Source organism: Ureaplasma urealyticum serovar 8 str. ATCC 27618, from assembly GCF_000169535.1.
Lineage (GTDB): Bacteria > Bacillota_I > Bacilli_A > Mycoplasmatales > Mycoplasmoidaceae > Ureaplasma > Ureaplasma urealyticum.
In genome coordinates this window covers 107,887-126,535 of record NZ_AAYN02000002.1, presented here as the reverse complement: position 1 = coordinate 126,535, position 18,649 = coordinate 107,887, and the positions used below count along the sequence as shown (strand labels likewise).

17 protein-coding genes are annotated in these 18,649 nt (G+C 24.2%); 7 read left to right on the top strand and 10 right to left on the bottom strand.

Features of this window, described 5'->3' with window-relative positions; all coding sequences use genetic code 4:
• Positions 1-32 precede the first annotated feature (32 nt).
• From UUR8_RS00550 to ffh, 4 genes are all read right to left on the bottom strand, one after another.
• On the bottom strand, positions 33-3,197 hold the full coding sequence (locus UUR8_RS00550; RefSeq protein WP_004025507.1) for a hypothetical protein: 3,165 nt from the start codon (positions 3,195-3,197) through the stop codon (positions 33-35).
• A 118-nt stretch (positions 3,198-3,315) separates the two neighbouring features.
• A complete protein-coding gene (locus tag UUR8_RS00545; RefSeq protein ID WP_004026026.1) occupies positions 3,316-4,026 on the bottom strand; it encodes an ABC transporter ATP-binding protein in 711 nt (236 codons plus the stop codon).
• Positions 4,026-5,816 carry an ABC transporter permease gene (locus tag UUR8_RS00540; protein WP_004025772.1) on the bottom strand — a complete coding sequence of 597 codons (1,791 nt, stop codon included), beginning with the start codon at positions 5,814-5,816 and terminating at the stop codon, positions 4,026-4,028. Before UUR8_RS00540 ends, UUR8_RS00545 begins: the two co-directional genes overlap by 1 nt.
• A gap of 214 nt (positions 5,817-6,030) precedes the next feature.
• Complete coding sequence (gene ffh / locus UUR8_RS00535; RefSeq protein ID WP_004026164.1) at positions 6,031-7,377, bottom strand: signal recognition particle protein; 1,347 nt, start codon at positions 7,375-7,377, stop codon at positions 6,031-6,033.
• Between the two features lie 196 nt (positions 7,378-7,573).
• Here ffh and UUR8_RS00530 point away from each other — a divergent pair, with 196 nt between their 5' ends.
• A complete protein-coding gene (locus tag UUR8_RS00530) occupies positions 7,574-8,272 on the top strand; it encodes a coiled-coil domain-containing protein (RefSeq protein WP_004026045.1) in 699 nt (232 codons plus the stop codon).
• A gap of 801 nt (positions 8,273-9,073) precedes the next feature.
• Here UUR8_RS00530 and recR read toward each other — a convergent pair.
• From recR to dnaX, 3 genes are read right to left on the bottom strand one after another with little or no spacing between them, the layout of a single operon-like run.
• Positions 9,074-9,679 carry a recombination mediator RecR gene (gene recR, locus UUR8_RS00525; protein ID WP_004025559.1) on the bottom strand — a complete coding sequence of 202 codons (606 nt, stop codon included), beginning with the start codon at positions 9,677-9,679 and terminating at the stop codon, positions 9,074-9,076.
• A gap of 9 nt (positions 9,680-9,688) precedes the next feature.
• Positions 9,689-9,988: a YbaB/EbfC family nucleoid-associated protein gene (locus tag UUR8_RS00520; RefSeq protein WP_004026195.1), complete on the bottom strand. Its 300-nt coding sequence runs from the start codon at positions 9,986-9,988 to the stop codon at positions 9,689-9,691.
• A gap of 7 nt (positions 9,989-9,995) precedes the next feature.
• Positions 9,996-11,807 (bottom strand): DNA polymerase III subunit gamma/tau, encoded by a 1,812-nt coding sequence (dnaX, locus tag UUR8_RS00515; protein WP_004025922.1) that lies wholly within the window; start codon positions 11,805-11,807, stop codon positions 9,996-9,998.
• A gap of 197 nt (positions 11,808-12,004) precedes the next feature.
• Between dnaX and UUR8_RS00510 the strand changes: the two genes are divergently transcribed.
• The 4 genes from UUR8_RS00510 (at position 12,005) to UUR8_RS03765 (ending at position 13,706) form a co-directional block, all read left to right on the top strand.
• Positions 12,005-12,703: a deoxynucleoside kinase gene (locus UUR8_RS00510; protein WP_004025841.1), complete on the top strand. Its 699-nt coding sequence runs from the start codon at positions 12,005-12,007 to the stop codon at positions 12,701-12,703.
• Positions 12,687-12,881 (top strand): hypothetical protein, encoded by a 195-nt coding sequence (locus tag UUR8_RS00505; protein ID WP_004026124.1) that lies wholly within the window; start codon positions 12,687-12,689, stop codon positions 12,879-12,881. The genes UUR8_RS00510 and UUR8_RS00505 overlap by 17 nt, the downstream gene beginning before the upstream one ends.
• Positions 12,882-13,202: 321 nt before the next feature.
• The gene (locus UUR8_RS00500; protein ID WP_004025682.1) at positions 13,203-13,388 is read left to right on the top strand and encodes a hypothetical protein; all 186 of its coding nucleotides are present in this window, start codon (positions 13,203-13,205) and stop codon (positions 13,386-13,388) included.
• A gap of 135 nt (positions 13,389-13,523) precedes the next feature.
• The gene (locus tag UUR8_RS03765; RefSeq protein WP_004025863.1) at positions 13,524-13,706 is read left to right on the top strand and encodes a hypothetical protein; all 183 of its coding nucleotides are present in this window, start codon (positions 13,524-13,526) and stop codon (positions 13,704-13,706) included.
• A gap of 318 nt (positions 13,707-14,024) precedes the next feature.
• Here UUR8_RS03765 and UUR8_RS00490 read toward each other — a convergent pair whose 3' ends face one another.
• Complete coding sequence (locus tag UUR8_RS00490; protein ID WP_230440328.1) at positions 14,025-14,273, bottom strand: hypothetical protein; 249 nt, start codon at positions 14,271-14,273, stop codon at positions 14,025-14,027.
• A gap of 64 nt (positions 14,274-14,337) precedes the next feature.
• Here UUR8_RS00490 and UUR8_RS00485 point away from each other — a divergent pair, with 64 nt between their 5' ends.
• Complete coding sequence (locus UUR8_RS00485; RefSeq protein WP_004026161.1) at positions 14,338-14,982, top strand: hypothetical protein; 645 nt, start codon at positions 14,338-14,340, stop codon at positions 14,980-14,982.
• A gap of 751 nt (positions 14,983-15,733) precedes the next feature.
• A complete protein-coding gene (locus UUR8_RS00480) occupies positions 15,734-16,033 on the top strand; it encodes a hypothetical protein (RefSeq protein WP_004026316.1) in 300 nt (99 codons plus the stop codon).
• Between the two features lie 146 nt (positions 16,034-16,179).
• Here UUR8_RS00480 and UUR8_RS00475 read toward each other — a convergent pair whose 3' ends face one another.
• Complete coding sequence (locus tag UUR8_RS00475) at positions 16,180-17,601, bottom strand: ribonuclease Y (RefSeq protein ID WP_004025809.1); 1,422 nt, start codon at positions 17,599-17,601, stop codon at positions 16,180-16,182.
• Between the two features lie 35 nt (positions 17,602-17,636).
• Entirely contained in the window at positions 17,637-18,638 is a 1,002-nt protein-coding gene (recA, locus tag UUR8_RS00470; RefSeq protein ID WP_004025667.1) for a recombinase RecA, read from the bottom strand.
• Positions 18,639-18,649 lie beyond the last annotated feature (11 nt).

The window sequence follows — 18,649 nt, the reverse complement described above, 5'->3', positions numbered from 1 at the left end:
TAAATAAAACATTTACAAAATAATAATCTAAACTAAACAACAAAAGTATAAGAGTTAACTAATTTAGGATGATTAGGATCGCTTAAATCTAACGTTGGTTTAGTAAAGTGTAATGTAATAACTACTTTTTTTAAAATATTTAAATTATATTTAATTTCATCATTATTATTTAAAGCATTTGTTTGGTCACTATCATTAGTGTTTAAACCAAAATTAAATGCGACTGCACTTAAATAAACGTCTTTTTTTAAATCAACTTTTTTACCAAATTCAAGTAATTTATAATCAATTAGTTCTTGAAGTGTTAAATTGATTTGATCATAAGCACTAGTTGCAATAACTTTTCTTCCTAATTTATCTTGATATAATTCTTGACCGTCTGTTTTAATAGTTTTAATCTTAGCTAAAATCAAATTACGAATTGTTTGATTATTTACTTTATTTTCTAAGTTATTAGAGAAATGTTTAAAATCAAAACCTTCATAATATGTGTTTGTATCATAGTGTTTTAAATACTTATTTAAATTGTCCTTAATTAAATATTTAACGTTTTTATCGTTTGCAACTTTTTTATCACCTTCAAAGGTTTCATAGATTGCTAATGGATTAGTAAATACCCATTTCTTATAAAATAATCAACTTAATAATTGGGCAATATATTTATTTGGCAATAAACGATCATTTCTTGATGAAATTTCTTCAATAATTGCTTTCATTGAATTTGGCATATGAGTTTGTACTGTGTGTGTTGGGTAAAAAGAATAACCAATTTTGTATTTATCATGATCGCTACGATCTTGAAAAACTAAAGGAGTTAATTCTTGTGGCTCATTAATACTAATTGTATGATCAACATAATCATCTTTTGCTAAAACAACTTTATAAGGAAATTCTTTTTTAATTTGATCTCATAATGAACCAATATTAATAAAACTTGGTGCTTTTTGAGGTAATAAATCAAATAAAGGTTTAATATCAAATTCTGCGTTAGCTAAAACTTTATAACGATATTTAATATTTAGTTTTTTAATTAATAAGTTATTTTGATCATATTCAAGCTCTTTGCTTGTAATTTCAGGCTTACTAATACCATATTTAAAATATGATTTTAAATCATTAATTGAAGCATCATTCGATGTAATTTTTGGATATAAAATAGCATCTAAAAGTTTTTTGATGTTTTCTTTATTTCAATTAGTATTTTGTATTAGTAATTCATCAATAATTTTATAAACAATTTCAGGAATTGCTACTTGGAATTTTTTTAATAGACTAAAAATTGATTCTACACCCTTACGATAATCAAGTTCATTAGTTTTATTTAATGAGATTAAGTCTAAAACTTTAATTTTTGATAAGAAATAATTTGTACTAATTATTTGTTGATTTTTAGGATCATATTGATTTTCATGAGGCACTAAATTGTCTACAATCTTTTTAACTTCAACAATTAAGTCATATAAACCATAATTTTGATCACCTATTTTAAAATTAATATTACTTGGTAAATCATCTTGTTTTAAATTTAAAAAGAATGAAAATAATTCATCTAAACCATCGATAAATCCATAGTTTTTAGGATCTTTTTTGGAACGCGCTTCAATTAAAGAGATTAATTCTAATAATTTATTAATAATTGGTTTATAAGTTTTAATTTCAGCTAATGAAATACTATCAAGCAAGGTTTTAATTTGGCCAATTTCAGCAATTAAATTATTTTTAAAATCCATTGATTCAATCTTTGATCAAATTGTGTTTTTAACTGATTGATCAATACTTGCATTTTTGTAAATAATTTCTTTTAAAATTGGTTTAAAACCATCAATAACAACTCCTAATGATTGATTTGATGTAATTAAAGCAATTAAATTAGTTAAATTATTGTGTTGGGTAATATTATAAGTTAGATTTTTAAAATCTTGCGTTGATTGTAAAAACAATTCTTTTAAATCTAAATCATTAGCAACACCTTTTAGTATATTAAAAATACTACTAATAGAATCAATTGCTACATCATAACCACTAGCAAAAGCATATTCAATATCTTTTAAGATTTGTTGTTGATTTAATTTTTTTAATTCATTTTTAATTTTTTGATCTAGACTAAAAATGTCTTGTTCATATGAAGCTTGTGTAATTTCATTATTTAATGTATATGAACGTGTACCAAAACTAAATTTTTCATTATTATCATTAGCAAAATAAAATTCTTTTGCTAAGTTTTCTTCAGCATTTTGATCACCACGTTTAGCATTACTTTTAACTTTTGTAACTTGTTTTTCAACACGAATATTATCAAAGTAATAACGCATTTTATATGTGTTTTTAATTGATGTTGTTTGTGCACTATAAATATCATGTTCTAAACGATCAGTGTGACTAAAACTTAAACTAATTGGCGAATTTTGAATATTAATAAAATATTTTTCGCTTGTATTTGAAGCAATCCCTGAAGGTTTTTTATAGAATGGATCATTAATCAAAACGTTAGCGCTATTTTGATTTGTTAGCGCATATCAAAAACTAATATTAACTCTTAAATGTTTGTTTTTTTTAAAAAGAGTAACATTATTTTTAGTATCTTCTTGTGTTAGTGGTTCAAAAATAACTTGATTTGGAGCAATTTTTTGTTTTTGATTATTTCCTAAATCTTTTCAAACTTCAACTTGTGGTTCGCTTGATGAAAAAACAAGTGAAGGCTTCATATTATCTTTGCGAATATCATTAATAAAATCATAAAGATCATTTTTTAAAGTATTAGGTGTTAGTTTTAAAAACCAATCTGCAAAATAAGGATCGTTAATATCAATTGCTTTATTTAAGTTTTTATATTTTGATGCTTTATTAATTCAAACATATTCATAAAAACTTTTTGTTTGTTGATCGTGTTGTTTTTTAACACTATCGTATTGTTTTAAATAATCTTCTCAAAGAATTGGTTTTTGTTCATAATTATTATTTCTTAAGATTTGTTGATTTAAATTAACATCACTACTTGGAACTTTAATTATGTAATCATTAATATCAAAACCTGTGATCGCATCATTGGTTGTTGAACCATTATAAATAAAACCAGCATTAACTACTTTATTATTTGTATTGGCACACGCAGTTGCTGTTACTACACTAGCACTACCTATTACTAATGAAGCACATATTAAAGATCATTTGCGTTTTGAATTTCATTTTTTTATCATATTTATTAATTCCTTAGTTTTGAATTAATTTAATTGTATTCATATAATTATAAAGAATTTAATATCTATATAAAAATTAAAATTCCTTACTCTTTTTTTACAAAAGCAAGGAATTTTCTTATTTATTCTTTAAAACATTTTCGTAATAAATTTTCTCTAATTCATCATATTTATGGCCACTATATACTAGTTTGCCTTTATTAATTAAAGTTAAACTATCAACGTAAGAATCCATTTCTTTTAAGATGTGTGAACAAATAAAAATGGTTTTATTTTGTTCGTGTAATTCTTTTAAAATAGTATTAAATTCATGACGAGCTGATGGATCTAAGTTTGCTGTTGGTTCATCTAGAATAATTAATTCTGGATCATGTAATAAAGCTTGAATTAAAATTACTTTCTTTTTTTGACCAGATGAGAAATTAATTGGTTTTTTGTTTTTTAAATCACTAATATGAAATTTTTCTAAAAAGTAATCGATACGTTCAATCGCTTGTTTTTTATTTAAATTTGATAAACGAGCAAATGAATATAAATATTGAAAGGTTGTTAATTCACTAGGAAATAAAGCGATTTCTGGAACATAGCCAATTTTTTCATGGCTTTTAGGAGTTTTATTATCAAAACCAGCTATTAGAATTGATCCTTTATAGTTTGTATATGCATTAATAATTGATTTAATGGTTGTTGTTTTACCTGATCCATTTTCACCAATAAAAGCATGAATTTCACCACGTTTTACATTAAAACTTAAATCGAAAACACCTTGGTTTGATTTTTTATAAATTTTTGTTAAATTTTTAACTTCTAAAATAAATTGATTATTCATTAACGATAATCCTTTCTTTTATATCCATAGTATGTACCAATTAACAAACTAAAGATTAATACTAATCAAATTACACAATAAACTTCTTTATAAACAATTTGTTGTTCTCTTTTAATACTATAGTTTTGTGTTACATAATCAAATAAGTAATTTCCACCTTGTTCTAAACTATATTTATAACGAATCTTTTTATCTTTTTTTGATTGATCTATAGCATCATTGGTTTCTTGGGGTAAGATTTGATTAACTAAATAATTTTTAAAACCACCAATTAAATAATTTTTGTTATTTAAATTTATTTTAAATTGAGTTTGATATTGTAAATGGTTTTTTTGATCAAACAATAAGGTATTTAATAGATCTGTATAATTAGAACTAAAGTATAGATAATAAATTAAACTAATTGCTAAATATATTTGTCGTTCAGTTTTTGATTTAATCAATAATTTATTTACATCTTTTTTAAACAATTCAGTATTTTCATCAATTTGCTTATTAAAATCAAATTTTTGAACACTATTTGAAATTAAATCTAATATTTGTTTTTGACTTGCTTTTTTATCAAGTGTTTTAAATAAGTTATTTGCATACTCATTAAATAATTTTGTATTTAAAACTTCTTTAATAATTGTTCATTTAATTGAACCAACAATATCATCAGCACTTAGTTGTGTGTAACTATTTTTTTGATATTCAATAGTTTGATTTTTTCAATCTTCAATGGCGTAGATTACTTCTTGATTTAAATTATTATTAATTAAGTTTTGTGAATCATTTTTTAATAAACTTGGAACTAAAAAACCTTTATCATTGTTAATATTAAAACTTGGTAGTGAATCACTATTTTTTTCTAATCGATAATTAAATTGTTTTGAGGCTAAATTATTAGCATATAAAACTTTATGGTTTTCTTGGTTTTTAATAAAATCACTAAATGGTTCATAATCGCTTTTATTAAAAGCATCAACTAATTGATAAATAGGAAAAATTCAACTACTTACTTGTCAAAAAGTTGCTAAATTCCTTGTCTTTAAATAAGCATCTAAAACTTCTAGATTTTGACTCTGTTTAAATTCATGATTTGCAAAACCTGTATTAATTAAATAGTATTGATCTAAATTATTATTTAAATAAAAAGGTTCAATATTATTTGTTGGTTTTTGTTTTAATGAGCTTAAAAAAGCTTTTGATTGTAATTGACTAACAATATTAGAAACAATCCCAACAGCAAGTAAGGGAACAAAACTAACAAGTGGAATTAAAACACTAATTTTTGCATTTAATTTTAATGCTAATAAACTTGTTAGTAAACCAAAAACTAAATAACAAATGAAGGGACTAATATAACTTAAAAGTCAATAATAATTAACATCTTTAGCGAAATTAAAACTAATTAAATAGAAAATTAATAATCCTAAAAAACTAATTAAACTCCAAACAACACCTGTTAAAATGAAAAAAAAGATTTTTGATCAAACAATGTTTTTACGACTAATTGGTTTAGAAATTACTAAAATATCAATTCCATCTTCACTAAAATCTTTAAAAACATTTAAGGCTTTTAGTGAAGCAAAAATTGTTGTCATTAATAAATTAAAAATTATCATTACATAAGAAATTATTAAAAATTGGGATTTTTGATTAACAACACAACCAACAATAATTCCAACAATTAACGTAATCAAAAAAGTAATAATAGGTAGAATGTATGTTGTTTTTTTTACAATAATATGACGAGTTAAAAAACCGACATAAGCAAAACTACTATTAAAATTCATCTTTTTATTCATCTTTTTTAAATTTTCCCGTCTTTAAATATTGTTAATAATTTTATTGAAAAGATAAATTTAATGTTGGTTTTATCGTATTTTTTTATTTTGATTGTTTTATTTTTAAAAAATATATGGAATAAGAAAAAGTCATTAAACAGTCATTTGAGTTTTTTTATTCCTTTAATTACACTTTATTGATTTTTGTAAATAAAAAAATGGTGCGAGACCATTTTTAACCAAATATACCACCAGATTTGCTAAAAGGATTTTTACCTTTTTGTAACATTTTTCCAAGTTCTGCCATTTTATCACGCGAAACTTCTCATTGTTTTAATAATTTATTTAATTCATCAGGCGAACGTCCCGAACCTTTTAGAACACGCATACGTCTTGATGGTTCTTTTTTAAATACTCTTGGATCTCGACGTTCTTTTAAAGTCATACTTGATAATAAAATTGTTCATATCTTCATTTTATTTTCAGCATCATCAATTTGATTTTCAGAAATACTATTTAAACCTGGAATCATTTTTGCAATTCCTGAAAAACTACCTAATTTACTAATTTGACTCATTTGACGCATCAAATCTTCTAAATCCATTTTTCCTGCCATCATTCGTTGCATTGAACCACGAACTTGTTTTTCGTCAATAACATCAGCTGCTTTTTCAGCTAAAGTCATAATATCTCCAAGTCCTAAAATTCGATCAGCCATTCGTTCTGGATAAAAACTATCAATTGATCCTATTTTTTCACCAGTCCCTGTAAATTTAATTGGCACATTTAATAATGATGTTAATGATAAAACAGCTCCAGCACGTGCATCTGAATCTAATTTAGTAACAATAATTCCTGTTAGTTTTAATCAATTATTAAATTCAGTTGCAACATTAATAATGTCTTGACCTGCCATAGCGTCAACAACTAAAAATACTTCGTCAGGATTTAATGTTTTTTTAACATTTACTAACTCTTGCATTAACTCTTCATTTGTTTGTAAACGCCCAGCTGTATCCACAATTACTAAATTGTTTTCATTTTCATCAGCTTTATGTAAAGCGTTTTTTACAGTTAAATCAGGACGTTGTGTTCCCTCTTCTCAAAAATCTACACGAACTTGTTTTGCTAATGTTCGTAATTGATCAATCGCTGCTGGTCGATAAATATCTGCTGCAACCAATAATGGTTTTTTGTTGTATTTGTTTCTAAAATAATTAGCTAATTTACCAGCAGTTGTTGTCTTACCAGAACCTTGTAAACCGACCATCATAATTTTTAATTGGGATTTTGCTGTATTAACTGGTTTATTTTCTTTACCTAAAATTTCAACTAATTCATCTTTAATTACTTTTAAAACAACATCTGCGGGTTTTTGATTTTGTTCAACGTATAATCCAATAGTTTTTTCTTTAATGTTTTTTATAAATTTTTTAACAACTAATAAATTAACGTCAGCATCCAATAGTGCGATTCTTATTTCACTCAATAATTCTTTAATATCTTCTTCAGCAATTGTCGCATTTTTTAATTTCTTTGACATTTGCTTACTTACAATATTACCTATCATCGCTTTAAACATTAATTACCTCTTTATATTTTAAAAATGATCATACTAATCTTTAATTATATTATTTAATACCCATGTTATCTAATAAGATTGTTAAAAAAACTAAATTAGTTGATTGTTTTGTGTTTTTTATCAAATGTTTTTTTTTTTTTTTTACAACAAATAAAATAGTTTGGTAAATTTACACAAATACAAAATAGGATATTTTATGAAAAAATCAAATAAAATAATCACTTTTTTAAGTGTGAGTTTAATTGGTGCAGGATTAGTTATTGCTTTACCAATTGCTTTATCTTATAAATACAAAAACAAAAAAGAACCTAAAATTGAAAACGAAATTAATCAAAATAAAGTATTGCCTAATAATAGCGTTGATGAATTAAATAAAATAGTTAATGAACTAAAACAAAATGATAAAAATAAAAACACTAAAATTCTTGAAATTGAACAAAAAATAGCTGAATTAGATAAAAAAATAGATAATAATAACAAATCAATTAAAGAAATTCAATTACAAAATATTAATTTATCAAAAGAATTAACAACACAATTGCAATCACAATTAAAACAAATTCAAAATATTGAAGCTTTAACGAAAACTATTAGTGAAGAAAATAAAAAGCAATCAAGTGACATTGATAAATTAAAAACATCTGTTAAAGCAGTAACCCAATATTTTGACAAAATCATTAAACAAATAGGTCAACAATTAAACACTGTTATTCAATATTTAGATAAAAATGTTAATCCTAAAATTGCAAGCTTTGAACAAGTTGAAAGATTAGTTAAAGAATTTAATGATAGCTGATCAAGTAAAGTTGGCCGAGAAGATTTCAATAGCTTACATAAGTTATTAGAAGAATTGCAATCAAAAATTACAGAATTAGAACAAAAAAGTTCAAAATAAACAATAAAAATGTGTGTAAAGTCTGGTCCTTTCGTAATGGAAAGGGCTAGACTTTTTTAATCTATAATTAAGAGTTCGCAAAAATTTGTTTAAAACAAAAATTTTATTGATTTATTACTTGTTGTTTTTAAGTTTTTAATATCCATTTTTAGAACTTCCAAAATACCATCAGTTTTTTATAATTTCCAATATTTTTCTCTTCTTTTAAAAGGATCCAAGATTTTTTGAGTATCATTATTGAATTTCATTTTTAGTATCATTTGGAGTATCATAATTTAATTTTTTTAAAACAACAAAGAAAGCAGATTAGGTCGAATTGGTGAGACATTATAAGGATCAATATTTTGGGCAAAATTCCCACATACATACTACAAAGAGAATATATTTTTAATCTATCGCCATACATATCAATATGAATTTCACTACCAATTACTAAATAATAACTATGAATGAGTGTATTCACTAAAGTTTCTTGAACAACTCTTTCAGAATAGCCAATTTGATATATTGGTCTTTTTTCACGTTTTTTGAATTTCTTTTTACAAAATACCTATTGATGTATTTAAAAGAAATAATATATTACCTTTAATTCAGCATCATCTAAGGCTTAGATTGAACCATTTGTTTTGGTTTTAGCATTTCAACGATTAGAAAAATCGTGATTGATAAACATGATATCCATCAGCAAAATGAGCACCTACTATAGTTAATTTGTATTATAAAATAAAAGATTTTAGTTTTTTCATAACAAAAAATCTACTTAAGTATTTATCCTTAAAAGTAGATTTATAATTATTTTAATTAAATTCTAATTTTTCGTTTATTAGCAATAGATTGTTTTAAAGTTTCATCATCTGCATAATCAATGCTTGAATTTAAAGGGATGCCAAAACCAATACGATAAATTTGGATATCTTTAATATCTTCAAGCATTTTTACAATGTAATCAGCCGTAACTTCTCCATCATGAGTATAACTTGTTGCAATAATTATTTCTTTAAAACTACCATTTAAAACACGTTCTTTAATTATTTTAATATTTGTATGTTCAATAACAACGTTTTTTCTTAAAGAAACTTCACCATTTGTAATGTGATATAAACCATTATAAATATTTGCTGATTCAATTCTTTCTAAATCTTCATTTGTAGTAACAATCATTAACTTAGTAAAGTCACGATAATCATTTGAACAAATATCACATTCATCTTTATTCCCAAAATTACTACAATACTTGCATTTTATAATATTTGTTTTTGCATCTTTAATTCTTTTAATAAAATCATCAATATATTTTTGATCTTGTTGTAATAAAAAAAATGCTCATTTCTTAGCATTTTTTGTTCCTACACCAGGTAATGATTTTAGTGCGTCAACAAGCATTTCAAATTCAACTGGTTTGCTCATAATTGATTTCTAAAAAAATCCTGTTCCTTTGGGAATTGTAGAATTCATAATTGCATCACGTTCTTTGCATGTTTTAGAAATTGCTTCATTAACTGCTGCACGTAAAATATCTTGTAATGTTTCTTTATCTTCAGGATCTACTATTTCTGTTTTTACTTCGATTGATTCAATAGTTAAATTACCCTTAATTTTAATTAATACATATCCTTTGTAATCAAAATCAAATACTTTTTCTTCAAATTCTTTTTGTTTTTTACTTAAAGTATTTTGCATTTTTTTTAGTTCTTGTGCAAGTTTTTGAAAATCCATTTAAAATTTACTCCTCATCTTCTATTTCGCTTAATAATGCTATTTGTTCTTGTTTTCGTTGTTCTTCTTGTTTTAATAACATTTTAATGTCATCAATTAAAACATCTTTAATTATATTAGTTTTTAAATCCTGTTTACTAATATTAACGATATTTGCTGCTTGTTTTTTGCTAATTGCAATAACTAATTTCGTAGAATTAAATTTCTTAATAAACTCTTTAATAAATTCAAAAGAACGTGTTACTTTATTAATACGATTAATTAATCCTAAAAATTCTACCCCTAAAACTAATGCATTAGGCGAGCATCAAAGCACTAAATCAGCTTGTTTAATAATATCAATGTAGCTATTTTCAACAATTGCTTCATTTTTAAAATCTTTAAATTTTTGACTCATTTCTTTTGATAATTTAAGATCTTTGTTAAAAAAAGCTTGTTTAGCTAATTCATAATTATCTAATACTTCATCAGATTTATTAATTGGTTGATTAATCTTAGTTGGTTCATCAATTAATTTTTCTTCGTATTTAATATTTGTTTCTTGTTCATTATTATCACTATTTTTTTTATGATGAAAAATTTGAGTTTGATATAAATTATTAAAATTAATAACATCTTTATTTTCATTAACTTTATTTACTTCTTTAGAAATAGAAGTAGTTTTTGCTATTGGTGGTGATGGTGGTAATGTGTTTTTATCTTTTTCAATAGCAATTAGTGGTATTGTTTTTTTAGTTTCTAATTTATCATTATTAACATTAACTATTTTATATAAATAAATTTCGAATTCAAAAACTTGGTTTACTGAATTTTTTAGATGACTATATAAAGAAATAAAATTATTTAGTAAATGATTAGCGTTGAAATTAATTGATAATATTTTCTTTAATTCATCAATTGATATTTTTTTAAGATTAGTTTCATCATTTGTTTTTTGATAAACTAAATAATCAATTAGAATGTTTATTATTTGCGCACAAAAAGCTTCTAAATTAATACCATAATCATATAATTCATAAATAAATTTACGTAATTCTAAAAGATCATTTTTTTGAATTAATTCAATTAAATTAATTACTTTAGAATTATCAACTAAACCAAAAGTTTTATTTATTAAATCAATGTCTATAACTTTTTGGTTTGTTACTAATTGATCTAAAATACTTAAGCAATCACGACCAGCGCCATCGGCTAATTGAATTAATTTATTAATTGCATTTTCATTAATTTTAATATCTTCCTTTTTAGCAACTAAATCTATTAATTCCTGTAATTCGCTATTGTTTAAACGATTAAAGTCATAACGTTGGCAACGGCTAATAATTGTTAAAGGAATTTTTTGATACTCTGTTGTTGCAAAAATAAAAATAACGTGTTGTGGCGGTTCTTCAACAGTTTTTAATAAAGCGTTTCAAGCTGATGTAGATAACATGTGAGCTTCATCAATAATATAAACTTTATATTTAAAAAGTGTTGGTAAATAATTAATGTTATCAGTAATATTACGCATTTGATCAACACCATTATTGCTAGCAGCATCTAATTCGATCAAGTCAACACTTTGTTCATTAATAATGCTTTGGCAAACACTACATTCCCCGCAACAATCGCCATTATTGGGCTTTAAACAATTAATGCTAGCTGCAAAAATTCTAGCAATTGATGTTTTTCCAATTCCACGTGGACCACTAAAAATATATGCATGTGTTGTTTTGTCGTTTAGATTAGCATTAATTAATGCTTGTTTAATTAAATTTTGACCTATAACATCTTTAAACTTGTGCGGTCGATATTTACGATATAATGTTAACTCGCTCATTTGTTGTCCTCTAAAATTTCTAGTTTTAATTATAAATTAGAATTACCACAAAAACTTAATTATTATCTAATATAAATACCATAAAATTAATATTTTTTAATAACAAAAAAAATATTTTTTTAATTTTATTTTTTCGTTTTTTTGCTTGTATAATCTAAAACATGAACTAATAAAAAATATTTATTAAAGGGTTAAATATGTCAGATAAAAAATTGGATTTTTTAACGCCATCTTTTAAGAAAAATAGAATTTCTAACTCTATTGCTATAGGTGGTATGATCGCTTTTGGTAAATCTACTTTAGCACAAGCTTTACATGAGAAATATCAACCATCAAATGTGGTTTATGAAATGGTTGAGGGCGATAAGCTAATGGATTTATTGTTAGCAAAAATGTATGAACGTGAAAATAATGTTCTTTTTGGATCATTATTTCAACTATATTTTGTTTTAAATCGTTTTGCAAACTATAAAAATAATTGCAATCGTGAAAATTTAACAATTTTTGATCGTAGTATTTTCGAAGACTGATTGTTTGCACATGCAAATATTGATAAACCTTCAGTATTTTCATACTATGATGGACTATGACAAGGAGTTTGTAAAGAATTAATCTATGAACATGGAGTTCCAAAACTTTATGTTATCTTAGATGGTGATTGAGAATTATTCAAAGAAAGAATTTTTAAAAGAAACCGTAAAGTTGAAATTGATAACTTCTCAATTAACGAAACATATTTTAAACGTTTACTAGAAATGTATAAAAACTACATGGTTAACGTTTGTAAAGATTTTGGAATCGACTACATTGTTTTAGATGCACGTAATTCCGTTGAACATAATGTCAATGAAGTTACAAAAAGATTACAAGAATTAAAAAATGAACAAAACAAATAATAATAAATCTAAAATTTGATTAATTGTTGGTATCATTTTTGCTATTGGTTTATCATTTGGTATTTGAGGAATTTCAAAAGCAGTGCGTGATAACAAACAAACAGAACAAAAATGTTCAAATAAAAATTCTGATAATACTAAATGTATAAAAGAAGATGATAGAAAAGAAGGGAAGTAAATTTTCTTCTTTTTTTATTGAATTTTTAAGTTATAGCTAAATAAAATTGTATATAAAAAACGGATGATAATTTTAAAATGCTAGTAAAATCAAGCGTTTTCAAATTATTTTATTTTTAATTCAAAAATATATGAAAGATATAATTTACACAAAAATACGTTCCAAATATTGCATTCAAATCAAAAAACGTTCTAAATTGTTTTTATTTTGTGTAAATATAAAATTAAAGTATATCGTTCGATTTATTGATTTTATTGTCTTAAAAATTATGAAATTTAAAAATAAAAATCTTTATTGCGTTGAGCAATTACTTCGCTAACAATGATGCCAACTGCTAGCTTACTTTTTTCGTGTTCACAAAATAAAATAAAGTATAAACTTGAAGTTTTAAAACATTTTTTTAAAACGAAAAATGATGATTATTATGTTTGTTATCAATTTGATGATTTAAGTATTGATGATAAAACAAAATTAGAAAAAGTCCTTTTTTTCAACAAGTATTATTAATGATTTAAATCAAAGAGTTGGCTTTAATGTTAATTTAAAACCAATTATTAAAATAATCATATTTATATTCGTTTACCACGACAACCACAAGTTAATCAAACAATTATCATTAACTCAAATCATGAGTTTGTACCAGTGAAAATTATTAAAACAAACGAAATGTTAATTGAATTTGCACATTTAGAACTCGATGAGCCAAAACCAAATCCAATTCCACCAACTCCTGTGCCAATCCCAAAACCACAGCCTAAACCTCCAGTTAAAAAAGATGAAGCTATTGTAAAAAGTGTTGCTTTTAAAAAAGATCCAACTAAATAAAATGAAGTAAAGGTTTCATTAATTTTTGTCAAAGTAGAATTAGCTTACGTTAATAAAAAAGTCTTTAGTTTAGAAGTGATTAAAAAAGGTGCAACAACACTTATTTTAGTGAGTTAATTAAAATATGATGAAGCATTTAATACATTAAATGGTAAGTTATCTAATCTAGAAGAAGGTAATTATAGCATATCTAAATTAACACTAAATAATAATGAAATTACTTTAAATGATGTAATTAAAATACTGAATTAGAAATTAAAAAACCACGTCAAGATGAAGCAATTAAAATTGTTGAAAAAAGTGTGCAATTTAGTTTGATTAAAAACATGAAGCCCAAGTTGAAATTAAACTTTTAAACGTACCTAATACTAATGCTTTTAATTTAGAAAATGTTGATGTTCAAATTGAACTTACTAATAAAAAAACTAATAAAATTTTCAAATTTCAACCATTAAAAGATCGATTTAATTGATTTGATAGTAATCAAAATAAGAAAACAATTATCAAAATCGTAGGCCAGTTTAAAGCTGGTGCACTTAATCAATTAGATGACGATGAATATTTCATTTCAAAATTAATAATAAATGATAAAAATTTTGAAATTAATGAAAAAGTTTATAAACCGAGTGGTTTGCAATTAGATGTCTCAATTGATAATCAAAAACCAACACACTTATTAATTCCAACAACTTTTTCATTATTAACAAGTGCTAACATTGTAGATGCACAAATTATTAGTGATGATGGTGTACCAAAGCAATTAAAACTTAAATATGATGGTTTTGTTAATGAATATAATTTTAAAGAAAACGAATTAATTGCTAATATTGAACTTATATCAACTAAAACTAAGCAATCAATTTCATTACCATCAGTTAAATTTGATGTTAATAATAAAGAAATTATTTTTGATGTAGTTAATAACAAACAATTACAAGATCTAATTTTATCAGATCCAGTTTTTAAAATTAAATCATTAACTATTAATAATGATTTACAAGTTTTAAAAGAAAATATTAAACAAAAAGAACTAGATTTAGCTAATAAACACATTCTTAAAATTAAAAAATTTACATATGATGATAGCAATATACAAAATCGATTAATGAAGTTTGAATTAGATTCTACTGCACCAATTGTTAAGAATGTTCAATCGACAATAGGAATTCCTATTGATATTAATTATATTTTTGATAAAAATTTCGTTTTTAATTCCCTAAATACAAATCCATTGATGATGTTAATCCTAGTGATGTTGTTCCACAATTATGTTTAAATATTAACCACTTGATAAAAATCAATATATTTAATATTAATAAAGTTAAATTAACTTTATCAGATAATCGATAATTGATTTTTATTTTAATCCTTATGATCAAAAAATTAAATTTGGTAAAAATCGATTACTTTTAGCTATTGATGAAAAGACTTTTCCTAGATTTTTAAGAGAACATAAATATATTATTAAAAAAATTACTATAGTTAGTAATGATCAATCAGCAGTTGAATTATTTTTAAAAGAAGATCATAAAGCTATTTTTAAAATTCCTTCAGGTACTAGAACCATTGAGGATGTTTATGATCCAGTTTATAATAAATTAATAATTAGAGTGGGATTTTATGATTCAAATGTAGCTAAAAATGAAAATCCATTATCATATAAAATAAATTTACACAATGATAATATAAGTGGAATTGATGAAAATATTTTTTCATTAAATCCGACATAAGTTATTTATCCTAATCCAAATATTTCTAATGAAATAGATTTAGTTTTTGATATAGATCAAATTAAAATTAATTATGATAAACAAGGTTTAGATCTTAATGAATATAATAATAAAATTTTATATCCCAAAAATAGTTATTATGTTGACTCATGAATGATTAATAATAAAATAATTAGTCGTGAAACAGTTGATGATTATGATGACATTTATGGATAATCAATAAAAATAGGTGAGCCTACACCTAAAATAACAGGTATTTCGCTAATTTATGATAATCCTAAACAGCCAAAAGTAAATATGACTTTTAGTAATAATTGACCATTTTATAGTTTAAATAAAGGTTTTGGGTTTATATTGTTTTTTAAACCTAATAAAAATTTGAATGCTAATTATTATGTTATCTTAACTTATGTGTTTAATAAGAAAAAAAATGAAGATGATGTACTTAAATTAAATGAGGAAACTAAAACTTATTCTTTTAGACCTCGTATTGAATTTAAATGTATTCCAGATGGTGATAATAACCAAGGGGGCTTGCTGTCCCTTATGGCGAAGAAATTAAACTTATTAAAACAAAAGAAATTCGTGTTGATTTAGTGCATGATGAAATGGAACCTATTGCTGAAAATCCACAAAATCTAATTACTAAATTGCCTTCAGTAGAGTAATTTTTATAAAAATTTAACTGTTTATAAAAATAAAAAAAGAAGCAAGGTTATTTTGCTTCTTTTTGTATTTTCATACTATCCAATAATATTTGTTTCGATTGAAATCCTTTTTTCTTTAATTAAGACAATTTTGATTTTATAGTTTGCTAATAAATCACTTTCTTCAATTGCAGTTTTAATCTCATGACTTAATAAATCTAATTGTTCATCACTTACTAAATTAGAGTCAACAATTACACGTAATTGTCGCCCAGATTTAATAACGTAAGCACTTTTAACACCATCAAAACGCATACATATGGCTTCAAGTTCTTTTACACGATTGTAATATTCATCATAAGAATTAACACGTGCACCTGGTCTAGCCGCTGATAATGTATCAACTATTTTAACCAATGCACCATAAATTGTTGTTGGAATTACTTTATTATGATGTGATTCAATTGCATTATAAATATAGTCATCTAAATTAAATTTTTTAGCAATCAATAAACCTGCTTCTACATGATCTAAATTACTTTCAAAATCAATTGTTTTCCCAATATCATGAAAAAAGGCGGCTTTTTTAGCCTTTATAGGATCAATATTAATTAATTTTGCGATTCGTTCAGCATACTCAGCAGCTTCTAATGAGTGTGATAATATATTTTGACCATATGAATTGCGAAATTTCATTCTTCCTATGTAAGGATAAATTCCTTCTGGTAAATCAAAAAAACCAAGTGTTTGTTCAGCAACATTTTTACCAATTTCAAATGCTTTTTTTTCAAACTTTTCACGTTCTTCTTTAAAAAGCAATTCAATACGATTAATATCAATATTTTTTGAATCAATCAATTTTTGCATAACAATTCGTGCGATTTCTCGTCGAATTGGGTTTGGAGTTGAGATTCCCACAATTGGTTGTTGACGATCAACAATTAAATCTACTCCACCTTCATTTTCAAAAACTGCTTTATTACGGCCGTCACGACCAATGATTTTTCCTTTTAGGTTTTCATCAACAATATCAATGTTAAATAAAGACCTTTCAACAATTAAAGGTTCAGCAATTTGTTCCATTGTTTCAACTAAAATATTTTGGGCATAAATTTCTTGAGCTTCATTAAATTCGTGCTTAATTTTGGCATAGTCTTGTGCGAGTTCTTTTTTAAATTTTATTTTCAACAAATTAAAAAGTTCTTTTTTAGCTTGTTCAGCTGTTAAACTTGTTGCGTTTAATAAAAAATTTTCATTACTTTTTTTAAGTAAATCAATTTGTAAATTTTGATCGCTAATTGTTTTTTTTAATTCATTATTTTTATTATTTAAATCTTCGCACTCTTCTTCTAAATCTTTGCTTTTTTGAATAGCTTTTTTAAAAGAAGTTTGACTTTTAGGAACAAGTGCTAATTTCAGTTGTTTTTTCTTAAGATAAACTACCATTACAACTGGAACAATGGTAATCAACAATACAAATAATATTAGTAATATAATAAATGCTATTAAATAACCCATCTTTATATCACCAATAATAATTATATTACAAGTTATTATTGATTAATTTTTTCATTGTTAACAAATGCTAAAGTTTTTTCTGAAACTTGTGTAAAAAGTTCATTATTTTTTAATAATGTGTTTTTTAATTGTTCACGCCCTTGACCTATTTTATTATCATCAAAATAAAACCAAGAACCATTCTTTTTAAGAATGCCATATTGAATTGCAAAATCAATAATTTCATTATCATAATCAAAACCATGACCAAAAAATACATCAATAAAACATGTTTGTAATGGTGGTGCTAATTTATTTTTAACAGTTGTTACTTTAGTTTTAATTCCAATTTTATTAATACCTTCTTTAATTAAATCGGCTTTTCTTGTTTCAATTCTTAAACTAGCATAAAACTTTAAAGCTTTACCACCTGTTGTCATTTCAGGATTACCAAAAAAAGCATTAATTTTTTCACGTAATTGATTGATAAAAATAATTGCTGTTTGACTTTTATTCATTAATGGTTGAATTTTTCGCAAGCCTTTTGACATTAAACGAGCATGGGCTCCCATTAATGCTTCGCTCATATTTGCTTGATATTCGCTTTCTGGAATCATCGCAGCAACTGAGTCAACAACTATTAAATCAATTGAATTTGTTTTAATTAAAGTTTCAATCATATCAAAAGCTTGTTCGCCTGTTTGTGGTTGCGTAATAATTAATTTTGTTAAATCAACTTTTAAACTCTTAGCATAATTAAGATCAAACGAACCTTCAAGATCTAATAAAACTGCTGTACCACCTTTTTTTTGACACTCAGCAATTGTTTGTAAAGCAATGGTAGTTTTTCCAGATGATTCATTACCATAAATCTCTGTAATTTTTCCAACTGGAATACCATTAATTCCTGTTATTTGGTCAATATGAATTGATCCTGTTGATATTGCGCTAACTTTTTCATTCTTAATTTCATCAGCAATAAAATAAGTTGATTTGGCAAACTTTGCTTCAAGTGTTGCAATTGGATCTAACTTCTCAAGCTTATCGTTTTCTTTCATAAATTTATTCA